The 18829-nt window shown below is 49.4% G+C and carries 20 protein-coding genes; 18 read left to right on the plus strand and 2 right to left on the minus strand.

Translation table 11 applies throughout. The features are described from left to right. Nucleotides 1-53: 53 nt before the first annotated feature. The 6 genes from lspA to E8L90_RS04425 all read left to right on the plus strand — a co-directional run bounded on the left by lspA (nt 54) and on the right by E8L90_RS04425 (nt 5652). Nucleotides 54-503, plus strand: coding sequence for a signal peptidase II (gene lspA / locus E8L90_RS04400; protein ID WP_137028158.1), 450 nt, complete (start codon nt 54-56; stop codon nt 501-503). A 45-nt stretch (nt 504-548) separates the two neighbouring features. Next, a complete protein-coding gene (locus E8L90_RS04405) occupies nt 549-1478 on the plus strand; it encodes an RluA family pseudouridine synthase (RefSeq protein ID WP_137028159.1) in 930 nt (309 codons plus the stop codon). Nucleotides 1479-1497: 19 nt separating this feature from the next. Further along, nucleotides 1498-1899, plus strand: coding sequence for a VOC family protein (locus E8L90_RS04410; protein WP_137028160.1), 402 nt, complete (start codon nt 1498-1500; stop codon nt 1897-1899). Between the two features lie 103 nt (nt 1900-2002). Then, a complete protein-coding gene (locus E8L90_RS04415) occupies nt 2003-3358 on the plus strand; it encodes a hypothetical protein (protein ID WP_244297148.1) in 1356 nt (451 codons plus the stop codon). Nucleotides 3359-3582: 224 nt separating this feature from the next. After that, the gene (pyrR, locus tag E8L90_RS04420) at nt 3583-4122 is read left to right on the plus strand and encodes a bifunctional pyr operon transcriptional regulator/uracil phosphoribosyltransferase PyrR (protein ID WP_007728461.1); all 540 of its coding nucleotides are present in this window, start codon (nt 3583-3585) and stop codon (nt 4120-4122) included. Nucleotides 4123-4293: 171 nt separating this feature from the next. Next, nucleotides 4294-5652 carry a solute carrier family 23 protein gene (locus E8L90_RS04425; protein ID WP_137028162.1) on the plus strand — a complete coding sequence of 453 codons (1359 nt, stop codon included), beginning with the start codon at nt 4294-4296 and terminating at the stop codon, nt 5650-5652. 14 nt (nt 5653-5666) lie between these two features. Here the strand turns inward: E8L90_RS04425 and E8L90_RS29855 are convergent, their stop codons facing one another. Next, the gene (locus tag E8L90_RS29855) at nt 5667-5900 is read right to left on the minus strand and encodes a hypothetical protein (RefSeq protein ID WP_162309036.1); all 234 of its coding nucleotides are present in this window, start codon (nt 5898-5900) and stop codon (nt 5667-5669) included. Nucleotide 5901: 1 nt separating this feature from the next. Between E8L90_RS29855 and E8L90_RS04430 the strand changes: the two genes are divergently transcribed. Genes E8L90_RS04430 through pyrE form a run of 6 tightly spaced genes read left to right on the plus strand, consistent with a single transcriptional unit; the run spans nt 5902 to nt 13858 of the window. After that, nucleotides 5902-6843 (plus strand): aspartate carbamoyltransferase catalytic subunit, encoded by a 942-nt coding sequence (locus E8L90_RS04430; RefSeq protein ID WP_137028163.1) that lies wholly within the window; start codon nt 5902-5904, stop codon nt 6841-6843. Then, nucleotides 6810-8090 carry a dihydroorotase gene (locus E8L90_RS04435; protein WP_137028164.1) on the plus strand — a complete coding sequence of 427 codons (1281 nt, stop codon included), beginning with the start codon at nt 6810-6812 and terminating at the stop codon, nt 8088-8090. The genes E8L90_RS04430 and E8L90_RS04435 overlap by 34 nt, the downstream gene beginning before the upstream one ends. 55 nt (nt 8091-8145) lie before the next feature. Beyond that, nucleotides 8146-9243: a carbamoyl phosphate synthase small subunit gene (locus E8L90_RS04440; RefSeq protein ID WP_137028165.1), complete on the plus strand. Its 1098-nt coding sequence runs from the start codon at nt 8146-8148 to the stop codon at nt 9241-9243. Continuing rightward, entirely contained in the window at nt 9227-12439 is a 3213-nt protein-coding gene (gene carB, locus E8L90_RS04445) for a carbamoyl-phosphate synthase large subunit (protein ID WP_137028166.1), read from the plus strand. Before E8L90_RS04440 ends, carB begins: the two co-directional genes overlap by 17 nt. Nucleotides 12440-12454: 15 nt before the next feature. Then, nucleotides 12455-13192 carry an orotidine-5'-phosphate decarboxylase gene (pyrF, locus tag E8L90_RS04450; RefSeq protein WP_137028167.1) on the plus strand — a complete coding sequence of 246 codons (738 nt, stop codon included), beginning with the start codon at nt 12455-12457 and terminating at the stop codon, nt 13190-13192. A gap of 27 nt (nt 13193-13219) precedes the next feature. Beyond that, nucleotides 13220-13858, plus strand: coding sequence for an orotate phosphoribosyltransferase (gene pyrE / locus E8L90_RS04455; RefSeq protein ID WP_137028168.1), 639 nt, complete (start codon nt 13220-13222; stop codon nt 13856-13858). A gap of 177 nt (nt 13859-14035) precedes the next feature. On the opposite strand, the gene E8L90_RS04465 is transcribed toward pyrE, so the two are convergent. Further along, the gene (locus tag E8L90_RS04465) at nt 14036-14260 is read right to left on the minus strand and encodes an ArsR/SmtB family transcription factor (RefSeq protein WP_425267125.1); all 225 of its coding nucleotides are present in this window, start codon (nt 14258-14260) and stop codon (nt 14036-14038) included. A 267-nt stretch (nt 14261-14527) separates the two neighbouring features. Here E8L90_RS04465 and E8L90_RS04470 point away from each other — a divergent pair, with 267 nt between their 5' ends. The 6 genes from E8L90_RS04470 (at nt 14528) to kynB (ending at nt 18774) form a co-directional block, all read left to right on the plus strand. Continuing rightward, nucleotides 14528-15004, plus strand: a complete 477-nt coding sequence (locus E8L90_RS04470) for a GNAT family N-acetyltransferase (RefSeq protein WP_137028169.1) — start codon at nt 14528-14530, stop codon at nt 15002-15004. Between the two features lie 54 nt (nt 15005-15058). Beyond that, nucleotides 15059-15574, plus strand: coding sequence for a phage tail protein (locus tag E8L90_RS04475; RefSeq protein ID WP_137028170.1), 516 nt, complete (start codon nt 15059-15061; stop codon nt 15572-15574). A gap of 27 nt (nt 15575-15601) precedes the next feature. Beyond that, nucleotides 15602-16111: a phage tail protein gene (locus E8L90_RS04480; RefSeq protein WP_137028171.1), complete on the plus strand. Its 510-nt coding sequence runs from the start codon at nt 15602-15604 to the stop codon at nt 16109-16111. A gap of 15 nt (nt 16112-16126) precedes the next feature. After that, a complete protein-coding gene (locus tag E8L90_RS04485) occupies nt 16127-16651 on the plus strand; it encodes a phage tail protein (RefSeq protein WP_137028172.1) in 525 nt (174 codons plus the stop codon). Nucleotides 16652-16840: 189 nt separating this feature from the next. Next, nucleotides 16841-18016: an AAA family ATPase gene (locus tag E8L90_RS04490; RefSeq protein ID WP_137028173.1), complete on the plus strand. Its 1176-nt coding sequence runs from the start codon at nt 16841-16843 to the stop codon at nt 18014-18016. A gap of 137 nt (nt 18017-18153) precedes the next feature. Beyond that, complete coding sequence (gene kynB / locus E8L90_RS04495; RefSeq protein ID WP_137028174.1) at nt 18154-18774, plus strand: arylformamidase; 621 nt, start codon at nt 18154-18156, stop codon at nt 18772-18774. Nucleotides 18775-18829 lie beyond the last annotated feature (55 nt).

Raw genomic sequence — 18829 nt, forward strand, 5'->3', positions numbered from 1 at the left:
TGACATTGTGTTTGTACAGTTGCTGGTCGAAGCAGAATAAGGAGGACATTCCATTGTTGTACTATCTCATTGCGGCAGTAATTATTGCGCTTGATCAGTTTACAAAGTTTTTGGTTGTGAAGTATATGGAACTAGGAGAATCCATTCCTTTGATCGCGGACGTATTTCATCTAACTTCCCATCGAAACATGGGAGCGGCGTTTGGCATTCTGCAAAATCAACGCTGGTTTTTTATTGTCATTACCACGGTCGTTGTGATTGGGATTGTCATTTCTTTGATTCGCTTGGGAAAAAAACAACCTCGTGCATCGTTGGCGCTGTCATTGGTCTTGGGTGGAGCCGTCGGGAATTTCATTGATCGTGCGATGTCGGGTCAGGTCGTAGATTTTCTCAATTTTACGTTGATTAACTTCCCGATCTTTAACGTGGCTGATATGGCCATCACGATTGGTGTGGGGATTTTGCTTCTCGATGTTTTTCTGGATGGGAAGAAAAACCGATAGTCATGAGAATAATAGTAGGAAAGCTCGGATAGGTGGAGAACATACATGAATGACACGCAAATGTTTGAACGATACGATTGGACGGTAGAGCCAGCGGATACAAGCGAGCGAATTGATAAGTTTATCACGCTGCAAAATGAAGATTGGTCCCGTTCACAGGTGCAGGCTTGGGTGAAGGAAGGTCGTGTTACTGTAAATGGTGAACCGATCAAAAACAACTACAAGCTGCAGGTAGAGGACGAAGTGACCCTCCGTGTTCCGCCGCCAAAAGAAATGGCGATCCAGCCAGAGGAGATGTCCTTGGATATTGTATACGAGGATAGCGATGTCGTGGTCGTGAATAAGCCACGTGGTCTCGTCGTGCATCCTGCTCCTGGTCATTACAGCGGGACTCTCGTCAATGGACTTTTGGCACACTGCAAGGATTTGTCCGGAATCAATGGCGTTTTGCGTCCAGGAATTGTCCACCGGATTGACAAGGATACATCCGGCCTGTTGATGGTAGCCAAAAACGACAAGGCACACATGGGATTGGCTGAACAATTGAAAGCACATACGGTCAGTCGGAAGTATGTTGCGATTGTACATGGTGTCATCCCACATGAAATGGGAACGATTGAAGCACCAATCGGGCGCGATCCGAAAAATCGCCAGCAAATGGCGGTCGTTTTTGAAAACAGCAAGCCGGCTGTTACGCATTTTATCGTGCTGGAGCGCTTCAAAGAGTACACGTTGGTGGAACTGAAGCTCGAAACAGGACGTACTCATCAGATTCGTGTACACATGAAGTACATCGGCTATCCCCTGGCGGGCGACCCGAAATACGGTCCGAAAAATACATTGGAGCTCGATGGACAAGCTCTGCACGCGAAAACATTGGGCTTCATCCATCCCCGTACAGGAGAGCAGCTCGAATTCGAAGCGCCAATGCCGAAGGAAATGCTTGACGTCATCGAGTTTCTCAAACAAGCGTAAGAGAACAGGAGGAATAGCCGTGCTAAAAAGATTAGCGCATGTGACGATGTACGTTCACGACTGTGAAGATGCATTGCGGTTTTACACGGAAAAACTCGGTTTTGAAAAACGCATGGATTCTCGTATGGATGATGGTTCTCGTTGGCTCACCGTCGGTCTTCCTGGGCAGCAGATAGAGATTGTATTGCATGACCCTACCCATTGGCATCGGGAAGAGGTTGCGCAGGAAATGCTTCGTCAGGTCGGCAAAAATCCAATGTGGGTTTGGGAGACGGATGATTTTGGGTCCACATACGAAGCACTACGTCAACGCGGCGTGAAGTTTGTGAGTGAACCAAACGAAATGATGTATGGCATGGAGGCTGTTTTCGAGGATCTGTATGGCAATCGTTTTTTGTTGTTGCAGCCAGTCATCCTATGACACTTACATAATGGCAGTTGGATTGGAAAACGCTAGTAGAGAGCTTATTACTTTCTTCTGGCGTTTTTTTATCATTCAATAAGAGTGTAAGGAGTGAATCCCTGTGAACGGAAAATGGGGGAAACTGATCTGTCTTTTTGTCCTTTTGGTTGTACTTGTCACAGCAAACAGTGAAGCAAAGGTGGCAGCCCAAAGCCAAGGGCCAGAGCGTGTGAACAAGGAAATAAGTGTTCCGGCAAAAATGGCATTTACGAGTAACCAACATTTGTTTTTGGTAGACGGACGGGATGCAACGGGAAAGATAAAGCAAATCACCAAGGATGGCTATGCGCAGATCGTGGGCTGGTCGCCAGATGGCAAGTGGCTCCTGTTCGTGAAATACAAAGGCAATGACAATTACTCGACACCAGGCTACGTGTGGATCGTCACAGCTGACGGTAGCAAAGCTGTGCAGGTAGACGAGCGAGCGGTTTTTGAAATGCCGAAATGGTCCCCGAAAGCGAACAAGCTAGCGTACACCGTGAATATCGGCAGTAATGAAGCGCCGAGGCCATTGCTGATTGTAAAAGACGTCCATGAGCAAGGAGAATTCGCTTTGCAAAGTACAACGAAGGCTGATTTCGCAGATTTTGCCTGGATGCCGGATGGGAAAAACATGCTTGTCTCGCTTCCTGCCGAAAAAAATAAGCCGATGACGCTGGCCTTGCACACGCTTGCAGGTAAACCGTTGGCTACCTACCCGATTGCAGAACCGCCAAAAGTGGAGGAAGGTATCTACCCTTGGGCAGCGATAGGATTAAAAGTATCTCCGGATGGGAAGGCTGTGGCCTACTTTGTCCGATATAACTCAGGCTCCTTGTCTGCTGATGGCGTACCTATTCAATGGTTTGATTTGACACAGCCTGCCAAAAAGCCAATTGTGCTCGGTACAGGATTGGCTTATCCTGATTGGCTTGCCTGGACACCAAATAGCGAACAGCTCGCTTTTGTTGATGGCACTGACCGGATCGCCACGAACAACAAACAGTTGAAGCTGGCAGATCGAACAGGACAGGTCAAAACAGTCAGTCCTGGTCCAGTGGCGGTAGACACTTATCCGGTATGGATTCCAAAAGCTCCGTACAGTCTTCTTTTCACCCGAGGATTGGCTACGGCGTATTCATACGACCCAAAGAAGGTCATGGTACCAGAACAAGGCATCTGGCGGCTGTCCGCAGATGGAGCTGAGCAGCAGGTGACAAAAGGGGAAGCGAATACAGCGGACTACTATCCTACGCCGTCTCTAGATGGGAAACAGCTCCTTTTCTTGCGTTTGGATCGAGCGGAGCATGGCTCCCTGTTTATCCAAGGAATTGGCGAGGATGCGGACAAACAAGTCGAGCTGATCAAAGACATTACCGGGGACATTGGTTATTATGCGAACTACTTGCCACCGTGGGTCAGCGTCTATTGGGAATAGTTAGACTTTTCCGGGCTGCATTGACACCCGTCCAGAATCGTGACATAATTCTACATGACGAATGGAACCTTTAAATCCAGTCCAGTGAGGCTGGCAAGGGCACGGAATGACAAACAGGCGGGACGTTTTATAGTCCGGTTAGTTTGTCCGAGGGCTTCTTGTCTCCTGACAAGGAGCCTTTTTTCGTAAGGTCCACTGTTCCCGTCGAAAAGGGGGATATTGAGATGATCAACAAAAGCGTTATTATGGATGAAGCCGCAATTCGCCGAGCGCTTACACGAATCGCACATGAAATTATCGAGCGAAACAAAGGCGTCGAGGATCTCATTATCGTGGGCATCAAGACCAGAGGGATCTACCTCGCGCAACGCCTTGTGGAAAGAATCGAAATGATTGAAAACGTGAAAGTCCCAGTCGGTGAGCTGGACATTACGTTCTATCGTGACGATCTTCAGCACAAGTCCGAAGATGCCATTTTGCAAGGCTCCAAGCTCCCGGATCAAATCACAGGCAAAACTGTGATTCTGGTGGATGATGTTCTCTACACGGGAAGAACAGTGCGCGCCGCATTGGATGCACTGATTGATAATGGCCGCCCACGGATGATTCAACTGGCTGTTCTGGTTGATCGCGGTCATCGCGAGCTGCCAATCCGCCCTGATTTCGTCGGAAAAAATCTCCCTACTGCTCGAACGGAAATTGTCGATGTACAATTGGCAGAAGTGGACGTTATGGACATTGTCTCCATCCGACAGCTACTGTAAAAAGAATAGATTCCTCTTTAAAAACGATCCTGTGAGGTCGGCAAGAGGCAAGATACTTCCCATGACTATGGCGAAGCTAGCCTCTTTGTGTCCGCACAAAGAGGCTTTTTGTATAAAAATTTGTATAAAAGAAGTTTTGAATGAATGAAACAACACAGGGGGCATACAGGCATGAGCCAGAAAAATTACATCGATGTAGACGAAACACCACATATTTCGCGATTGCTGCCACTTAGTATTCAACACTTGTTCGCGATGTTCGGCTCGACTGTATTGGTACCGATCTTAACGGGGTTGGATGTTGCAACGGCCCTCATGGCAAGTGGGATTGGAACCCTTTTGTTCCTATGGATCACCAAAGGAAAGCTGCCGAACTACCTCGGTTCTTCCTTCGCTTTTATCGGTCCGATTATCGTCGTGAGTCAATCACATGGAGTAGGGACCGCGCTCTTGGGTTGCTTCCTTTCCGGGATTGTGTACATCATCGTCGCCGGTATCGTGAAGAAGGCAGGGGTCAAATGGCTCGATCGGGTACTGCCACCAGTTGTCATCGCCTCTGTCATCGTCGTGATCGGTCTGAGCCTGGCTGGCGTAGCAGTAGACATGGCAACGAAAGTCACTGTAGATGGTCAACCACAAATGTCACTGACTTCGATTGAAATCTCGCTCGTTACGGTGGTTATAACAGTACTTGCAGCGGTCATGCTGCGTGGATTCCTTGGTCTCATCCCCATCTTGATCGGTATGGTTTCTGGTTATGTATACACGCTGCTGCGTCACCCTGATTTGATTAACTTTCAAAAAGTAGTAGAAGCAGACTGGTTCATCACGCCACAAAAAATGTTTACGGAGCACTTCAAATTTACCGAAGTCATGAGTGCGATTGGTGACGGCTCTGCATGGATCGCAGCACTGGTCATCGCGCCAGTCGCTTTCGTCACGCTGGCAGAGCATTTGGGTCACTTGCTGGTAACGAGCAAGGTCATGGATCGCGATCTGATGAAAAATCCGGGTCTGCACCGCAGCTTGCTCGGAGACGGGGTGGCGACCTCACTGGCAGCCATTATCGGAGGTCCGCCAGCAACGACGTATGGAGAAAATATTGGTGTCCTTGCAATGACGAAGGTATACAGCCGAGTGGTCATCGGTCTGGCTGCTGTACTGGCAATCATGTTCGCCTTCGCTGGTAAGGTTAGCGCCATTTTAATGACGATTCCAACGCCGGTATTGGGCGGTGTCTCCATCATCCTGTTCGGTATCATCGCGGCACAAGGCTTGCGGATGTACGTCGAGCACAAAGTGAATTTTGCAGACAAGCGTAACATGATTCTCGCAGCGGTCATCCTCGTCACGGGAATCGGCGGATACAAAATCAGTTTTGCAGGTACAGGTATCGCTTTCCTGAACGATCTGACCATCGATAATATCGCACTCTCTACCTTCCTGGGAATCATTCTGCACCTGATCCTTCCAGGAAAAGAGTCCGCGATGGGAGAAGCCCACCTTGAAGAACAAAAACAAATAGACTAGACGTTCCCAATCCTTTAAATCCAGTCCAGAGAGGCTGGCAAGGCAAAGAACGCTGTTTTGGTTGCCCGAAAAAGGCACTCAACCAGCTTCTTGTCTCGCTTGCCTCCAGATGCAAAGCGATGCCAAGAAGCTTTTTCTTTGTGAAAAACGTCTCGACGTTTTTCATAAAACAGGATTTGACCGCTTGCGGTCTGCAAAAGAACGGGCTTGACCGTTCCTTTTGACCAAAAAGAATCGGAGGGATTCATGATGAAAAACGTAGCGCACCTGATTGGCCTCAAAGACTTATCGAAAGAACAGATCATCCAGCTCCTCGAGCGAGCAGAGTATTGGGCTGCCAGACCAACTGAGCAGGCGGATATCCTGCGCGGACGGTTTGTCGCGAATTTGTTCTTCGAGGCCAGCACCAGAACCCGCTTTTCTTTCGAAGTAGCTCAAAAGCGGCTGGGCGCACATGTTTTGAACTTCATTCCGGAAACCTCCTCTACCGTAAAAGGCGAGACGGTCTATGACACGATCCGCACCTTGGAAGCCATGGGCGTGGAAGCAGCCGTTATCCGCACCAAGAAAGAAGGACTGCTGCAAGAGTTGGCAGAAAGAGTAGACCTGAAGCTGATCAACGCGGGAGATGGAACGAATGAGCACCCGACCCAATGCCTGCTCGATCTATTGACCATGAAAAGGAAGTTTGGCAAGCTCTCTGGTCTCACGGTAGCGATCATTGGAGACCTGCGCCACAGCCGCGTGCTCGGTTCTCACCTGTATGCGCTGCCGAAGCTCGGCGTGAATCTGTTGCTCTCAGGTCCTGCTACGATGATGCCAGCGCATATCCCGCAAGGTGTCAAAATCGTGGAAATGGAAGAAGCAGTTCAAACAGCAGATGTGGTCATGATGCTGCGTGTTCAGCTGGAGCGTCATGCGGAATCTCTCTATCTATCGAAGGAAGAGTATCACAAGGCGCATGGACTCACACTGGAAAGAGCCAAAATGATGAAATCCGGCGCAGTTATCATGCATCCGGCACCCGTCAATCGCGGGGTTGAGATTCATACTGATTTGGTAGAATGCGAAACGTCCTTGATTCAAACTCAAGTGACTAACGGAGTTGCAGCAAGAATGGCAGTTCTAGAAACTCTTTTGAAAGGGAGCGAAATGACATGGGAATCATCCTTGGCAACGGCAACGTACTAAATCAGGCGGGGGAACTCACCCCGATGGAAATATTGGTGGAAAAGGGAAGAATCACAGCGAAGGGGGAGACACTCGATCGCGAGGGTCATGAATGGATCGATTGCCACGGCGGCATGATTAGCGCGGGTCTGATCGATGCCCACGTACATCTACGTGAGCCAGGCTTTGAACATAAAGAAACGATCGAAACAGGGGCAAAAGCAGCGGTACAAGGCGGATTTACAACAGTAGCATGCATGCCGAACACACGACCATCCATCGACAGTGTCGAGACCGTGACCTACATTTTGGACAAAGCGAGCGAGGCTGGTATGGCGCGCGTGATCCCGTATGGTGCGATTACCGTTCGCCAATTGGGAAAAGAGCTGACGGATTTCGCAGGGTTAAAAGAAGCGGGGATCTTCGCACTGACAGATGACGGCGTTGGTGTGCAATCAACAGCGATGATGAAAAAGGCCATGCAAAAAGCAGCAGAGCTCGGTATCGCAATCGTCGCTCACTGCGAGGACGAAGACCTGTTGATCCCGGGAGCAGCTTTGCATGACGGGGTGGTAGCAGCTCGACACGGACTCCCTGGAATTCCTTCTGAATCTGAGTCCATCCACGTTGGCCGCGATATTTTGCTGGCAGAACAGACAGGTGTACACTACCACGTATGTCACATCAGCGCGAAAGAGTCGGTGCGTCTGGTACGCGACGGAAAACGTGCTGGCGTAAATGTAACGTGTGAAGTCAGTCCGCATCACCTCTTGCTGTGCGACGAGGATATCCCGGACAATCTGGATACAAATTGGAAAATGAACCCGCCACTGCGTTCTCGTGAGGATCGCGCTGCACTGATTGCGGGATTGAAAGATGGCACCATTGATATGATCGCCACAGATCATGCACCACACACCCAAGAGGAAAAAGCAAATGGGATAAACCGCGCACCATTCGGAATCGTCGGACTGGAGACAGCATTCCCGCTCCTGTACACAAATCTCGTGCAAACCGGAGAGCTGACCTTGAAGAAGCTGGTTGAGCTGTTGACCGTGAAGCCAGCAGAAGCATTCAAACTGCCGTACGGACGTCTGGAAGTAGGCGCGCCAGCAGACCTGACTGTGATTGATCTGGAAACGGAAAAAACAATTGACCCAAGTACATTCGCAAGTAAAGGGATCAACACACCATTTGCTGGTTGGGCATGCAAAGGCTGGCCGACCCTGACGCTGGTTGATGGGAAGATCGTATATCAAAACGTGTAAAACCGACTTGCAGACGAGACACAAGTTTTTACACGATAATGGAGGAGGAGCATAAATGCGTGCAAGATTGATCTTGGAAGACGGAACAGAATTTATCGGGACGGCATTTGGAGCGACAAAGGAGTCCTACGGGGAAGTGGTTTTCAATACAGGGCTGACTGGCTATCAGGAGGTTTTGTCCGACCCATCCTACTGCGGACAGATCGTCACCATGACATACCCGCTAATCGGAAATTACGGGATCAATCGAGACGACTTTGAAGCTGTTCGTCCATACATTCACGGCTTCGTTGTTCGCGAGCATTGCGAGGCACCTAGCAACTGGCGCAATACGAACACACTCGATGAACTGCTGAAAACATACGACATCCCAGGTATTGCTGGAGTCGACACCCGGATGCTGACGAGAAAAATTCGTTACCACGGCACGATGAAGGGCATGATTACAACCAGTGAAGCCCCGTTGGCTGAGTTGGTTGCTGCCCTGAACGGCACGACATTGATGACAGACCAAGTATCACGCGTTTCTACGAAAGGCGTCTTCAGTTGCCCAGGTACAGGTCATCGGGTAGCACTGGTAGACTTCGGAGCCAAGAGCGGGATTTTACGAGAACTGACCAAGCGCAACTGCGACGTAGTCGTCGTGCCTTACAATGTGACAGCAGAAGAGATTCGCCGCATTCAGCCGGACGGAGTTCTCTTGTCCAATGGCCCTGGGGACCCGAAGGACGTACCGCAAGCTGTAGAGATGATTCGCGAAATCTTGGGTGAATATCCTCTGTTCGGAATTTGCCTCGGTCACCAGCTGTTTGCACTGGCATCTGGCGCTGACACGACAAAAATGAAATTCGGACACCGTGGCGGTAACCATCCGGTAAAAGAGCTGCCAACCGGACGCACATATATCACATCCCAGAACCACAGCTATGCAGTCAAAGAAGATTCACTGGCAAGCACGGAACTGGAAGTTACACATATCGCACTCAATGATGGCACCATCGAAGGCGTACGTCATGCAGCGAAGAATGCATTCTCAGTACAGTACCATCCAGAAGCAGCTCCAGGTCCGTATGATTCCGGCTACCTGTTCGACCAGTTTCTTGCGATGATGGAAACCGCTAAGGAGGAAAAAACTCATGCCAAAACAAGATAATCTGAAAAAAATCCTTGTAATCGGCTCTGGACCTATCGTTATCGGGCAGGCTGCTGAATTTGACTATGCAGGCACGCAAGCATGCGAAGCGTTAAAAGAAGAGGGCATGGAGGTCGTTCTGATCAACTCCAACCCTGCGACCATCATGACCGATACAAACATGGCGGACAAAGTATATATCGAACCAATCACACCTGAATTCGTAGCGCGTGTCATTCGTCAAGAGAAGCCGGATGGACTACTGCCTACGCTTGGAGGTCAAACAGGCTTGAACATGGCTGTTGCCCTCTCAGAAGCAGGCGTTCTCGAGCAAGAAAATGTAAAGCTGCTCGGAACCAAGCTGGAATCGATCAAGCAAGCAGAAGACCGCGAACTGTTCCGCTCCCTCATGAACGAGCTAGGTGAGCCAGTACCTGAATCCGTCATCGTGAGCACGGTAGAAGAAGCTGTCGATTTTGCAAACGAAATCGGCTATCCCATCATCGTTCGTCCTGCCTACACCTTGGGTGGTACAGGCGGCGGAATTTGTGAAGATGAAGAAACCCTCCGCGAGATCGTCGCAAGCGGATTGAAATACTCCCCGATTACGCAATGCTTGATCGAGAAAAGCATTGCGGGCATGAAAGAAATCGAGTACGAAGTAATGCGCGATGCCAACGACAACTGCATCGTTGTCTGCAACATGGAAAACATCGACCCAGTCGGCGTTCATACAGGTGACTCCATCGTAGTAGCGCCTAGCCAAACCCTGGCTGACCGCGAGTATCAAATGCTGCGCACGTCCGCGCTGAACATCATCCGGGCGCTTGGCATCGAGGGTGGCTGCAACGTACAATACGCACTCGACCCGCACAGCTTCCAGTACTACGTGATCGAAGTGAATCCACGTGTGAGCCGCTCTTCTGCACTGGCTTCCAAGGCAACAGGCTACCCAATCGCAAAGATGGCAGCCAAAATCGCAATCGGCTACACGTTGGATGAACTGAAAAACCCGGTGACAGGCCAAACATACGCATGCTTCGAGCCAACACTGGACTACATCGTCAGCAAAATTCCACGTTGGCCGTTTGACAAGTTCCAATCCGCCAACCGCAAGCTCGGTACGCAAATGAAAGCCACTGGCGAAGTCATGGCGATCGGTCGGACTTTTGAAGAATCGATCATGAAAGCCATCCGTTCCTTGGAAATCGGCAGCTATCACATCGAGATCGAGGGAGCTGGCGAAATCAGCGAGGAAGATTTGAAAGCACGACTGGTTCACGCAGATGACGAGCGCCTCTTCCTGCTGGCAGAAGCACTGCGCCGTGGCTGGACGATCGAACAACTGCACAGCCTGACCAAGATCGATCTGTTCTTCCTGCACAAGTTCCATAAAATGGTTGCCTTTGAAGCACAACTGGCAGAAGGCTTGACGAGCGAGAAGCTGTACGAAGCAAAACGCATGGGCTTTACGGACCGCAAAATTGCCGAGCTGTGCGGTGAGACAGAAGAAGCAGTACACGCTATGCGCAAAGAAAAAGGCTTTGTACCTGTATATAAAATGGTAGATACTTGCGCGGCAGAATTCGAAGCGCAAACACCGTACTACTACTCCGCATATGAAGTGGAAGACGAGCGTATCGAGACTGGCAAAAAACGTGTAGTCGTGCTGGGCTCCGGGCCAATCCGCATCGGTCAAGGAATCGAGTTTGACTATGCGACTGTCCACGCTGTCTGGGCGCTGAGAGAAGCGGGCTATGAGGCAGTGATCATCAACAACAACCCGGAGACTGTTTCTACAGACTTCAACACGTCTGATCGCCTGTACTTCGAGCCGCTGTACATCGAAGACGTCATGAACATTCTCGATGTAGAAAAGCCAGAGGGTGTCATCGTACAATTTGGCGGGCAAACCGCGATCAACTTGGCTGACAAGCTGACTGCACGCGGAATCAAAATCTTGGGTACGAGTCTGGAAAACATCGATGCAGCGGAAAACCGCGAGAAGTTCGAAGCGCTGCTGCGCGAGCTGGAAATCGCCCAACCACCAGGGAAAACAGTGACGTCCGTCGAGCAGGCAGTAGTGGCAGCAGAAGGTCTTGGCTTCCCAGTCCTGGTGCGCCCATCCTATGTACTTGGCGGACGTGCGATGGAAATCGTCTACAACCAGCCCGAGCTGTTGGAGTACATGGAAAAAGCGGTGAAGGTAAATCCTGATCACCCTGTATTGGTAGACCGTTACATGGTTGGGGTAGAAGCGGAAGTCGATGCGATCTGCGACGGCGAAAACGTTTTGATTCCAGGTATCATGGAGCATATCGAACGTGCAGGGGTGCACTCCGGTGACTCTATCGCTGTATATCCTCCACAATCCTTGTCCCAAGCGATCAAGGATGAACTGATCGACATGACGACAAAGCTGGCGCGTGCCTTGCAAATCAAAGGCTTGCTCAACATCCAGTTCGTCATCTATAAAGATCGCCCATACGTAATCGAGGTCAATCCGCGTTCGTCCCGTACGGTGCCATTCCTCTCCAAAGTAACGGGGATTCCAATGGCGAACATCGCAACGAAAGCGATCCTTGGTCACTCGATCATCGAACAAGGCTTTACACCGGGCTATCATCCAGAGGAAACGATGGTTTCTGTCAAAGTACCAGTCTTCTCCTTCGCAAAGCTGCGTCGCGTTGATATTACGCTCGGCCCTGAAATGAAATCGACCGGAGAAGTCATGGGACGTGAAAGCACATTGGCAAAAGCGTTGTATAAAGGCTTGGTCGCAGCGGGCATGAATATCCCGACACAAGGTACTTTGCTCGTGACTGTTTCTGATAAAGACAAGGAAGAAGCGCTAGACATTGTGAAACGCTTCCGCCACCTCGGCTTCAAGCTGATGGCGACCGCAGGCACAGCCGATTATTTGGAACAAGCAGGACTGCAAGTCACTCGCGTAAGCAAATTGTCCGAAGGCACGCCAAACCTGTTGGATGTGATCCATACAGGCGAAGCGAACATCGTACTCAATACATTGACAAAAGGCAAAACGCCACAACGGGATGGCTTCCGCATTCGTCGGGAAGCAGTAGAGAACGGCGCCGTATGCTTGACTTCCCTGGATACAGCTTCCGCTCTCCTGCACGTACTGGAGACGATCACATTCTCTACAGAAGCAATGCCAGCTCAGCGTGCTGGTGCCAAAGTGGCAGTAACCGTATAAAAAGGGGAGAGCAGCGTGCAACAACAACTAACCGATATTCGCGAACGCATGATTGTCGCGCTCGACTTTTCCACACTGGATGAAGTCAAAAAGTGCATCGAGTCGCTACAGGGGCATATCCGCTATGTAAAAGTGGGGATGGAGCTCGCTTACGCCGAAGGGCCAGCGATCGTTTCCTTTCTGAAGGAAAAAGGACTCAACGTGTTCCTCGACTTGAAGGTTCACGATATTCCCAATACAGCTAAAGGTGCGATGAGAAGTCTGGCGCGTCTGGGAGCAGACATGGTAAACGTTCATGCGGCAGGCGGCGTAGCCATGATGGCGGCAGCGAGAGAAGGCTTGGAGCAAGGGACAGCGGCAGGTGCTGCTCGTCCCCTCCTGATCGGTGTGACGATGCTGACATCCACTGGTTTGCAAACGATGAATCAAGAATTGGCGATTCCGGGAGCGGTGGAGGATGTTGTGGTGCACTATGCACGGATGACCAAGCAAGCAGGTTTGGATGGGGTCGTTGCTTCTCCACTAGAAGTGCCGATGATCAAAAAGGCTGCTGGAGACGCATTTGTAACCGTAACGCCAGGAATTCGTCCACTGGGAGCGGATCAAGGCGATCAGACGCGTATCACGACGCCAGAACAGGCATTCCGCTTGGGCAGTGATTACCTCGTGATCGGACGCGCTATTACGGGTGCTAAAGATCCAGTAGGGGTATGGCAAAGCATCGTCGCAGCAGTGGAAAATGATCGTTCGTAAAGTAGCCAGCTGGAGGGAATAAGTGAAATGACGACATTGACAACCGCTAAGCAAATTGCAGCGAATCTTCTCGAAATCGGGGCAGTTCATCTGCGTCCGGAGCAACCTTTTACATGGACGTCCGGGATCAAATCCCCAATCTACTGCGACAACAGGATCACAATGTCCTATCCGCATGTGCGCCGTGCCATTGCGAGAGCATTTGCAGATTTGATCAAGGAGCAGTACCCAGATGCGCAAGTCGTGGCTGGAACAGCGACTGCTGGTATTCCACATGCTGCATGGGTAGCAGAGCTGCTTGATCTGCCTATGATCTACGTACGCGACAAGGCAAAAGGCCACGGTCGCCAAAATCAGATAGAGGGTGCATTGGCGGCTGGTCAAAAAGTCGTCGTGATTGAAGACCTGATTTCTACAGGAGGTAGCTCCTTGAAAGCAGCGCAAGCAGTACAGGCTGAGGGAGGAGAGGTACAGGGGGTCGTAGCCATTTTCAGCTACCAATTCCCGGATGCCCAAGCCTTGTTTGAGGAAGCAGGCATTCCTTGCACCACCATATCGAATTACACAGCACTTCTGGAAGTAGCTTCAGAGCAAGGAGTTATTACTAGCGAACAGGAAAAAGTATTGGGTGAATGGCGTAAAACCCCGCGTACTTTTTTTGAATAAGTAGTGATGAAGAGTAGGGCGGCGTTCAAACCGTTCTACTCTTTTTTGTTTCGTCATGGATCGTAATATGGTGGGTGACCCTGCGCCTGGATTGTACAGTATTTTTTGACGTGTGCTCTTGCTGAGCAGGTTCCATATCCGGCTTTTACCAATGAAGCGAGGACAATAGTAGACAGTTTATTCGAAAGTCACCAATTGCTTAAAAAGTCGGATTGCTTCTGTTATTTCAAGCCGATAAAACATCTCCGTTCCTTTCTTTTGAACGTTTACTAGGCCCGCTTGTTTTAATATTTTCAAGTAATGAGAAACCGTAGCTCTAGACATGGGAGTATGCTCGAGCGCTACGATTTGCTGCCGAATCGAATATGGATTCTTCCTTGTTTTTGCAACCCATAAAAACAGCGAGAGTGACCATGGCGGCGGAACGGCAACGGTAAGAACAAAGCGTTTTTCATGTAAAAGAGCTAACTTTAGTTAGTGTTAGAAGGAATTTGGGTAATGATATCATATTTATGAATGCTCTTAATCAGGCAGGATATCAGAAAAAGTTCGAAGGAGGAAGAGCGATACACAGAGGAAAGACAAGTCGGTGTATCCAGGCCTGAAAGAATGCAAGCAGGTATCTGATCAAATGACAGAAAAGTACAATGATTGCATACAAGGAGGATTATGGTACATACCAGACCTTTTGAATATGAGCAAGACCAAGCATTTATTTGGGAATTGTACTGTTCTACGAGAACCGAAGAAATGGCTTTTTGGGGGTGGGGTGAGTCGGACAAGCTTGCTTTTTTACAGTCGCAGTTTATCATGCAGCAAAAATCTTACCAAATGCAGTTTCCCGCTCAAAATCATCAAATCATTCTCCGATCCGGGCAGCCTATCGGTCATTTGATCACGGATGCGAGCGGAGAAGTACTGCATCTCGTAGATATTTCTTTGCTGCCTGTATATCGGGGCCAGGGTGTTGGTTCTGGCATTATTGGCGATCTGCAAAAAGAGGCTGAAGCTATCCAATTACCGATCCGTTTACGCGTTTTACAAGGGAATCCGGCCTTTCGATTATATGAACGATTTCATTTCATCGTGACAGACTCAACGGGGCTGTATATGCAAATGGAATGGCAGCCACTTCTGCAAAAATGACCAATCTGTTTGTTTGACAATGGAAATAACCACTGTACATAAGGAGGAAGCAACATGGCAGAGCCATTTCTTGGAGAAATCAGGATGTTTGGGGGAGATTATGCACCACAAGGATGGGCATTATGCGAGGGACAGATTTTATCTATTTCGGAAAACGACACATTGTTTAGTTTGATTGGATTCACATATGGCGGGGATGGACAAACGACTTTTGCGTTGCCTGATTTACGGGGGCGTATCCCGCTCCATCAAGGGAAAAATCCGAGCACAGGAACAACCTTCGCGATAGGTGAAAAAAATGGTGTAGAATCAGTCACCTTAACCGTCTCACAATTGCCCGCGCATACGCATACGGTCCATGCATCATCGCAGCCAGGAACGCAGAATAGCCCTGCCAATGCTGTATGGGCAAAGAATACGCAGCTATATTCAACAAATGCACCTGATGGATCGATGAACGCTTCCAGCTTGAGTACTGTAGGTGGAAATCAACCACACAGTAACCTGATGCCGTTTACGGTTATTAATTTCATCATTGCCCTGTATGGGATCTATCCTCAACAAAATTAACATTTCAATCGAACAGGAGGATTTTACGTGGAACCATTTCTTGGAGAAATTCGATTTTTTCCCTTTCCATTTGCGCCAAAGGGTTGGGCTTTGTGTAATGGTGCGTTGTTGCCTCTCAATGGAAACCAGGCACTGTTTTCCTTGTTAGGAGCTGTTTATGGGGGAGACGGGAAAAACAATTTTGCCCTACCAGATTTAAGAGGGCGTGTCCCCGTTCATAAAAACAATCAACAAGATCGTCCAATCGTACCGCTTGGGATGTCAGCCGGAGAAGAAACGCATGTATTAACAACAAACGAAATACCCGCTCATACCCATACCGCGACGGGCTCGAATGCAGCTGCCAATGAAAAAACAAGCACTGGGAACTACTGGGCACAAGCATCCACCACTACCTATGGGACAACCCCTGATACAACGATGAGTGAGAGTGCGTTGCAAACGGTAGGAGGCAGTGCACCTCATACGAATATGCAGCCGTATTTGGTCGGGAATTTTTGCATCGCGATTCAAGGGATTTACCCGCCAAGAAACTAGAGGAGGCACTATCATATGGATCCGTATATTGGAGAAATTCGTATCTTCGCTGGCAACTTCCCGCCGAGGGACTGGGCTTTTTGTGATGGACAATTGATATCGATCTCTTCCAATCCTGTCTTGTATTCGATATTGGGTGTGAAGTATGGTGGAGATGGTAAAACGACATTCGCGCTTCCCAATTTAAGAGGCTCAGCTCCGATGAACCAGGGGACAGGTCCTGCTTTGACACCGCGTGTGGCAGGTGAGACAGGTGGCGATGCCAACATTACTCTGCTGCAAAACGATATTCCGGCGCATACTCATGTTCCGAATGCGTGCTCAACTCCTACAGTCGATTCACCAACAGGCGCGAATTGGTCATCCACTGTTGGTCGGGGAGCTGTCATTCCTTACTCCAACACGAGTGATGGGACACAGCTTAGCCCGCAAGCAATCGGCACTACAGGCGGGACTCAACCTCATAATAATAGGCAACCTTTTCTTGGACTCTCGTTCATCATTTGTGTAGAAGGCGGAGCTTTTCCAGCGAGAGGATAGGAACCGTATCTTGGACGCTCAATGCTGTGTAGCAGAAGGCGTCTTTTTCGAATGACGGCGATGGTCACAGCCCTTCTTCCATCTTTTCCTACTTTTCGTATTCTTCTTGCGAGACGTATGCATTATAATGGATATGTCCGTGATACTACACGATCGCTTGAAGCAGGACGATCGCAGAGGATGAAGCAGATGACGAAGATAGAGATACTGAGAAGTATGTTGACGAGCGATCAACGCAATGCACCAGTATGGCTGTTATTAGGGTTAGAGCATGCTGAGCAGGGGGATCGTACGGAGGCTTTACAGGCGTTTACGCAGGCCCTTGCCTATGGTAATGAAGCGATGAAGGAAAAAATTGTGATCGAGCTCAACAAGCTACAAAAAGAATCCCCATATTCGCGGACGTTAAAAGGGATCAATCAGAAGGATTCCTCTACATATACGATGTTTACACCTAAGATACGCGTCATTGAAGGGGGCAAAGGGAAGACCAACGCGAAATCGGTTCAACTCGTTGAGAAAACGGCGGGTTTTGGAATGGTCGGCGGGCTTGGACGAGTAAAAGAGGCAATTTTTCAAAGACTCCTACATCCTATTTCGCAACGGTTGCCTCAAAAGAAAAGTACCCTTTTACTTTACGGACCATCGGGGTGCGGAAAATCTTTGCTAGCAAAAGCAACGGCAGAAGAATGCGAGGCTCATTTTTTCTCCATGGCGATCACAGGCGGTCGAGGTATGTATACGCCGTCGAACAGGCCGTTCAACATCGATGACTTACTGACAACAGCCCCTGCCAATAAACCGTTTCTGTTCCTTTTAGATGAACTGGACGGTTCCAGCCATTACGAAGAGCATGCGAACTCCTATCCTAGACAGGAGTTCGATTCCAAATGGCTTCAACAGATAACAAAGGCAGGCGAGTACGACGAACGATTCGTCCTGATGGGCGCAACCAACGTTCCTTGGGAATTGGAGCCTTCCATGCTCCGAACCGCTGGCTTTGATCACTGGATTTTTGTTGGACCGCCAGATCGGCAAGCACGGGAGGATATTTTTCGCTTAAAACTGGAGGGGCGTCCTTCTGAGGTGCTCGATTATGAGCAATTAGCAGGATGGACAGAGTTTTATTCGGGGGCAGACATCGAGTATGTAGTGGAGCTCGCGATGGAGCAGGTATGGCATGATATCGTAACAAAAGGGGTCGATCGCCCGATTCAAATGAGCGATCTACGGGAGGCCATTGCAGCTACATATCCAACAACCATTGAGTGGTTGAGGACTTTGAAAGAACATTTGAAACAAGTGGATGACAACGGAATTTATGATGAAGTGTGGGACTACCTGTCTCTTCACAGTAGAATCTGAAATCCACGAAAAGACTGTCGGCACGCTATCAGGCTGCGGTCTTTTTTTGGTCTAAATGTTAGAATATTGACTCAATACAGTCTTTTCTGTACGCTGAGTGTAGGCACGAACAGTTGCTGGAAGGTGGAGGATACACGATGAAAATCATAGATATATCCCGTCCGTTCATGGCAGGTATGCCGACCTGGCCAGGGGACACTCCCTTTCACTATGTCGTAAACTGGCCCAAAGCGGAGAGTGGCTCAGTCAATGTCGGTAAAGTAACGATGAGTATTCACACAGGCACCCATGTGGATGCTCCGTTTCATTTCGATGACGATGGTCGAAAAATAGCTGAATTGCCCCTAGACTTGTACATCGGTGAGGCAAGAGTGGTAGAGCTTGCTGGACGCTCCAGCATTGGCCCAGAAGATTTTTCCCAGGTTGATCTGGAGGGGGTGGAACGGCTGCTGCTCAAAACATTATCATGGCGTGACCCTCATCAATTTCCTTCAACCATCTGTCATCTGCGAGCGGACTTGCCAGTGTTCCTCGCCAAAAAAGGTATTCGGCTGATTGGAGTAGATGTCCCATCAGTCGATCCGTTGGACAGCAAGGAACTGGCTGCTCATCATGGGCTTCACCAGCATGATATTCATATTTTAGAGGGGCTTTTGCTCGATCATGTCGAACCGGGTGATTACGAACTGATCGCACTGCCGCTGCCTTTGGTAGAAGCTGATGGAAGTCCGGTACGTGCAATCTTGCGTGGTTCGTAAGGCTGCATATTGATAAAGCAGTGATTTTCTCGAATAATAACAGGGTAACCACAAA

This window comes from Brevibacillus antibioticus (assembly GCF_005217615.1).
GTDB lineage: Bacteria > Bacillota > Bacilli > Brevibacillales > Brevibacillaceae > Brevibacillus > Brevibacillus antibioticus.

What these genes read in the sequence shown, in the direction of transcription:
- E8L90_RS04405 (WP_137028159.1), top strand. Translation starts at nt 549, where the DNA reads ATGAATGACACGCAAATGTTTGAACGATACGATTGGACGGTAGAGCCA.
- pyrR (WP_007728461.1), top strand. Translation starts at nt 3,583, where the DNA reads ATGATCAACAAAAGCGTTATTATGGATGAAGCCGCAATTCGCCGAGCG.
- E8L90_RS04425 (WP_137028162.1), top strand. Translation starts at nt 4,294, where the DNA reads ATGAGCCAGAAAAATTACATCGATGTAGACGAAACACCACATATTTCG.
- E8L90_RS29855 (WP_162309036.1), bottom strand. Translation starts at nt 5,900, where the DNA reads ATGAATCCCTCCGATTCTTTTTGGTCAAAAGGAACGGTCAAGCCCGTT.
- E8L90_RS04430 (WP_137028163.1), top strand. Translation starts at nt 5,902, where the DNA reads ATGAAAAACGTAGCGCACCTGATTGGCCTCAAAGACTTATCGAAAGAA.
- E8L90_RS04435 (WP_137028164.1), top strand. Translation starts at nt 6,810, where the DNA reads ATGGGAATCATCCTTGGCAACGGCAACGTACTAAATCAGGCGGGGGAA.
- E8L90_RS04440 (WP_137028165.1), top strand. Translation starts at nt 8,146, where the DNA reads ATGCGTGCAAGATTGATCTTGGAAGACGGAACAGAATTTATCGGGACG.
- carB (WP_137028166.1), top strand. Translation starts at nt 9,227, where the DNA reads ATGCCAAAACAAGATAATCTGAAAAAAATCCTTGTAATCGGCTCTGGA.
- pyrE (WP_137028168.1), top strand. Translation starts at nt 13,220, where the DNA reads ATGACGACATTGACAACCGCTAAGCAAATTGCAGCGAATCTTCTCGAA.
- E8L90_RS04470 (WP_137028169.1), top strand. Translation starts at nt 14,528, where the DNA reads ATGGTACATACCAGACCTTTTGAATATGAGCAAGACCAAGCATTTATT.
- E8L90_RS04475 (WP_137028170.1), top strand. Translation starts at nt 15,059, where the DNA reads ATGGCAGAGCCATTTCTTGGAGAAATCAGGATGTTTGGGGGAGATTAT.
- E8L90_RS04485 (WP_137028172.1), top strand. Translation starts at nt 16,127, where the DNA reads ATGGATCCGTATATTGGAGAAATTCGTATCTTCGCTGGCAACTTCCCG.
- E8L90_RS04490 (WP_137028173.1), top strand. Translation starts at nt 16,841, where the DNA reads ATGACGAAGATAGAGATACTGAGAAGTATGTTGACGAGCGATCAACGC.
- kynB (WP_137028174.1), top strand. Translation starts at nt 18,154, where the DNA reads ATGAAAATCATAGATATATCCCGTCCGTTCATGGCAGGTATGCCGACC.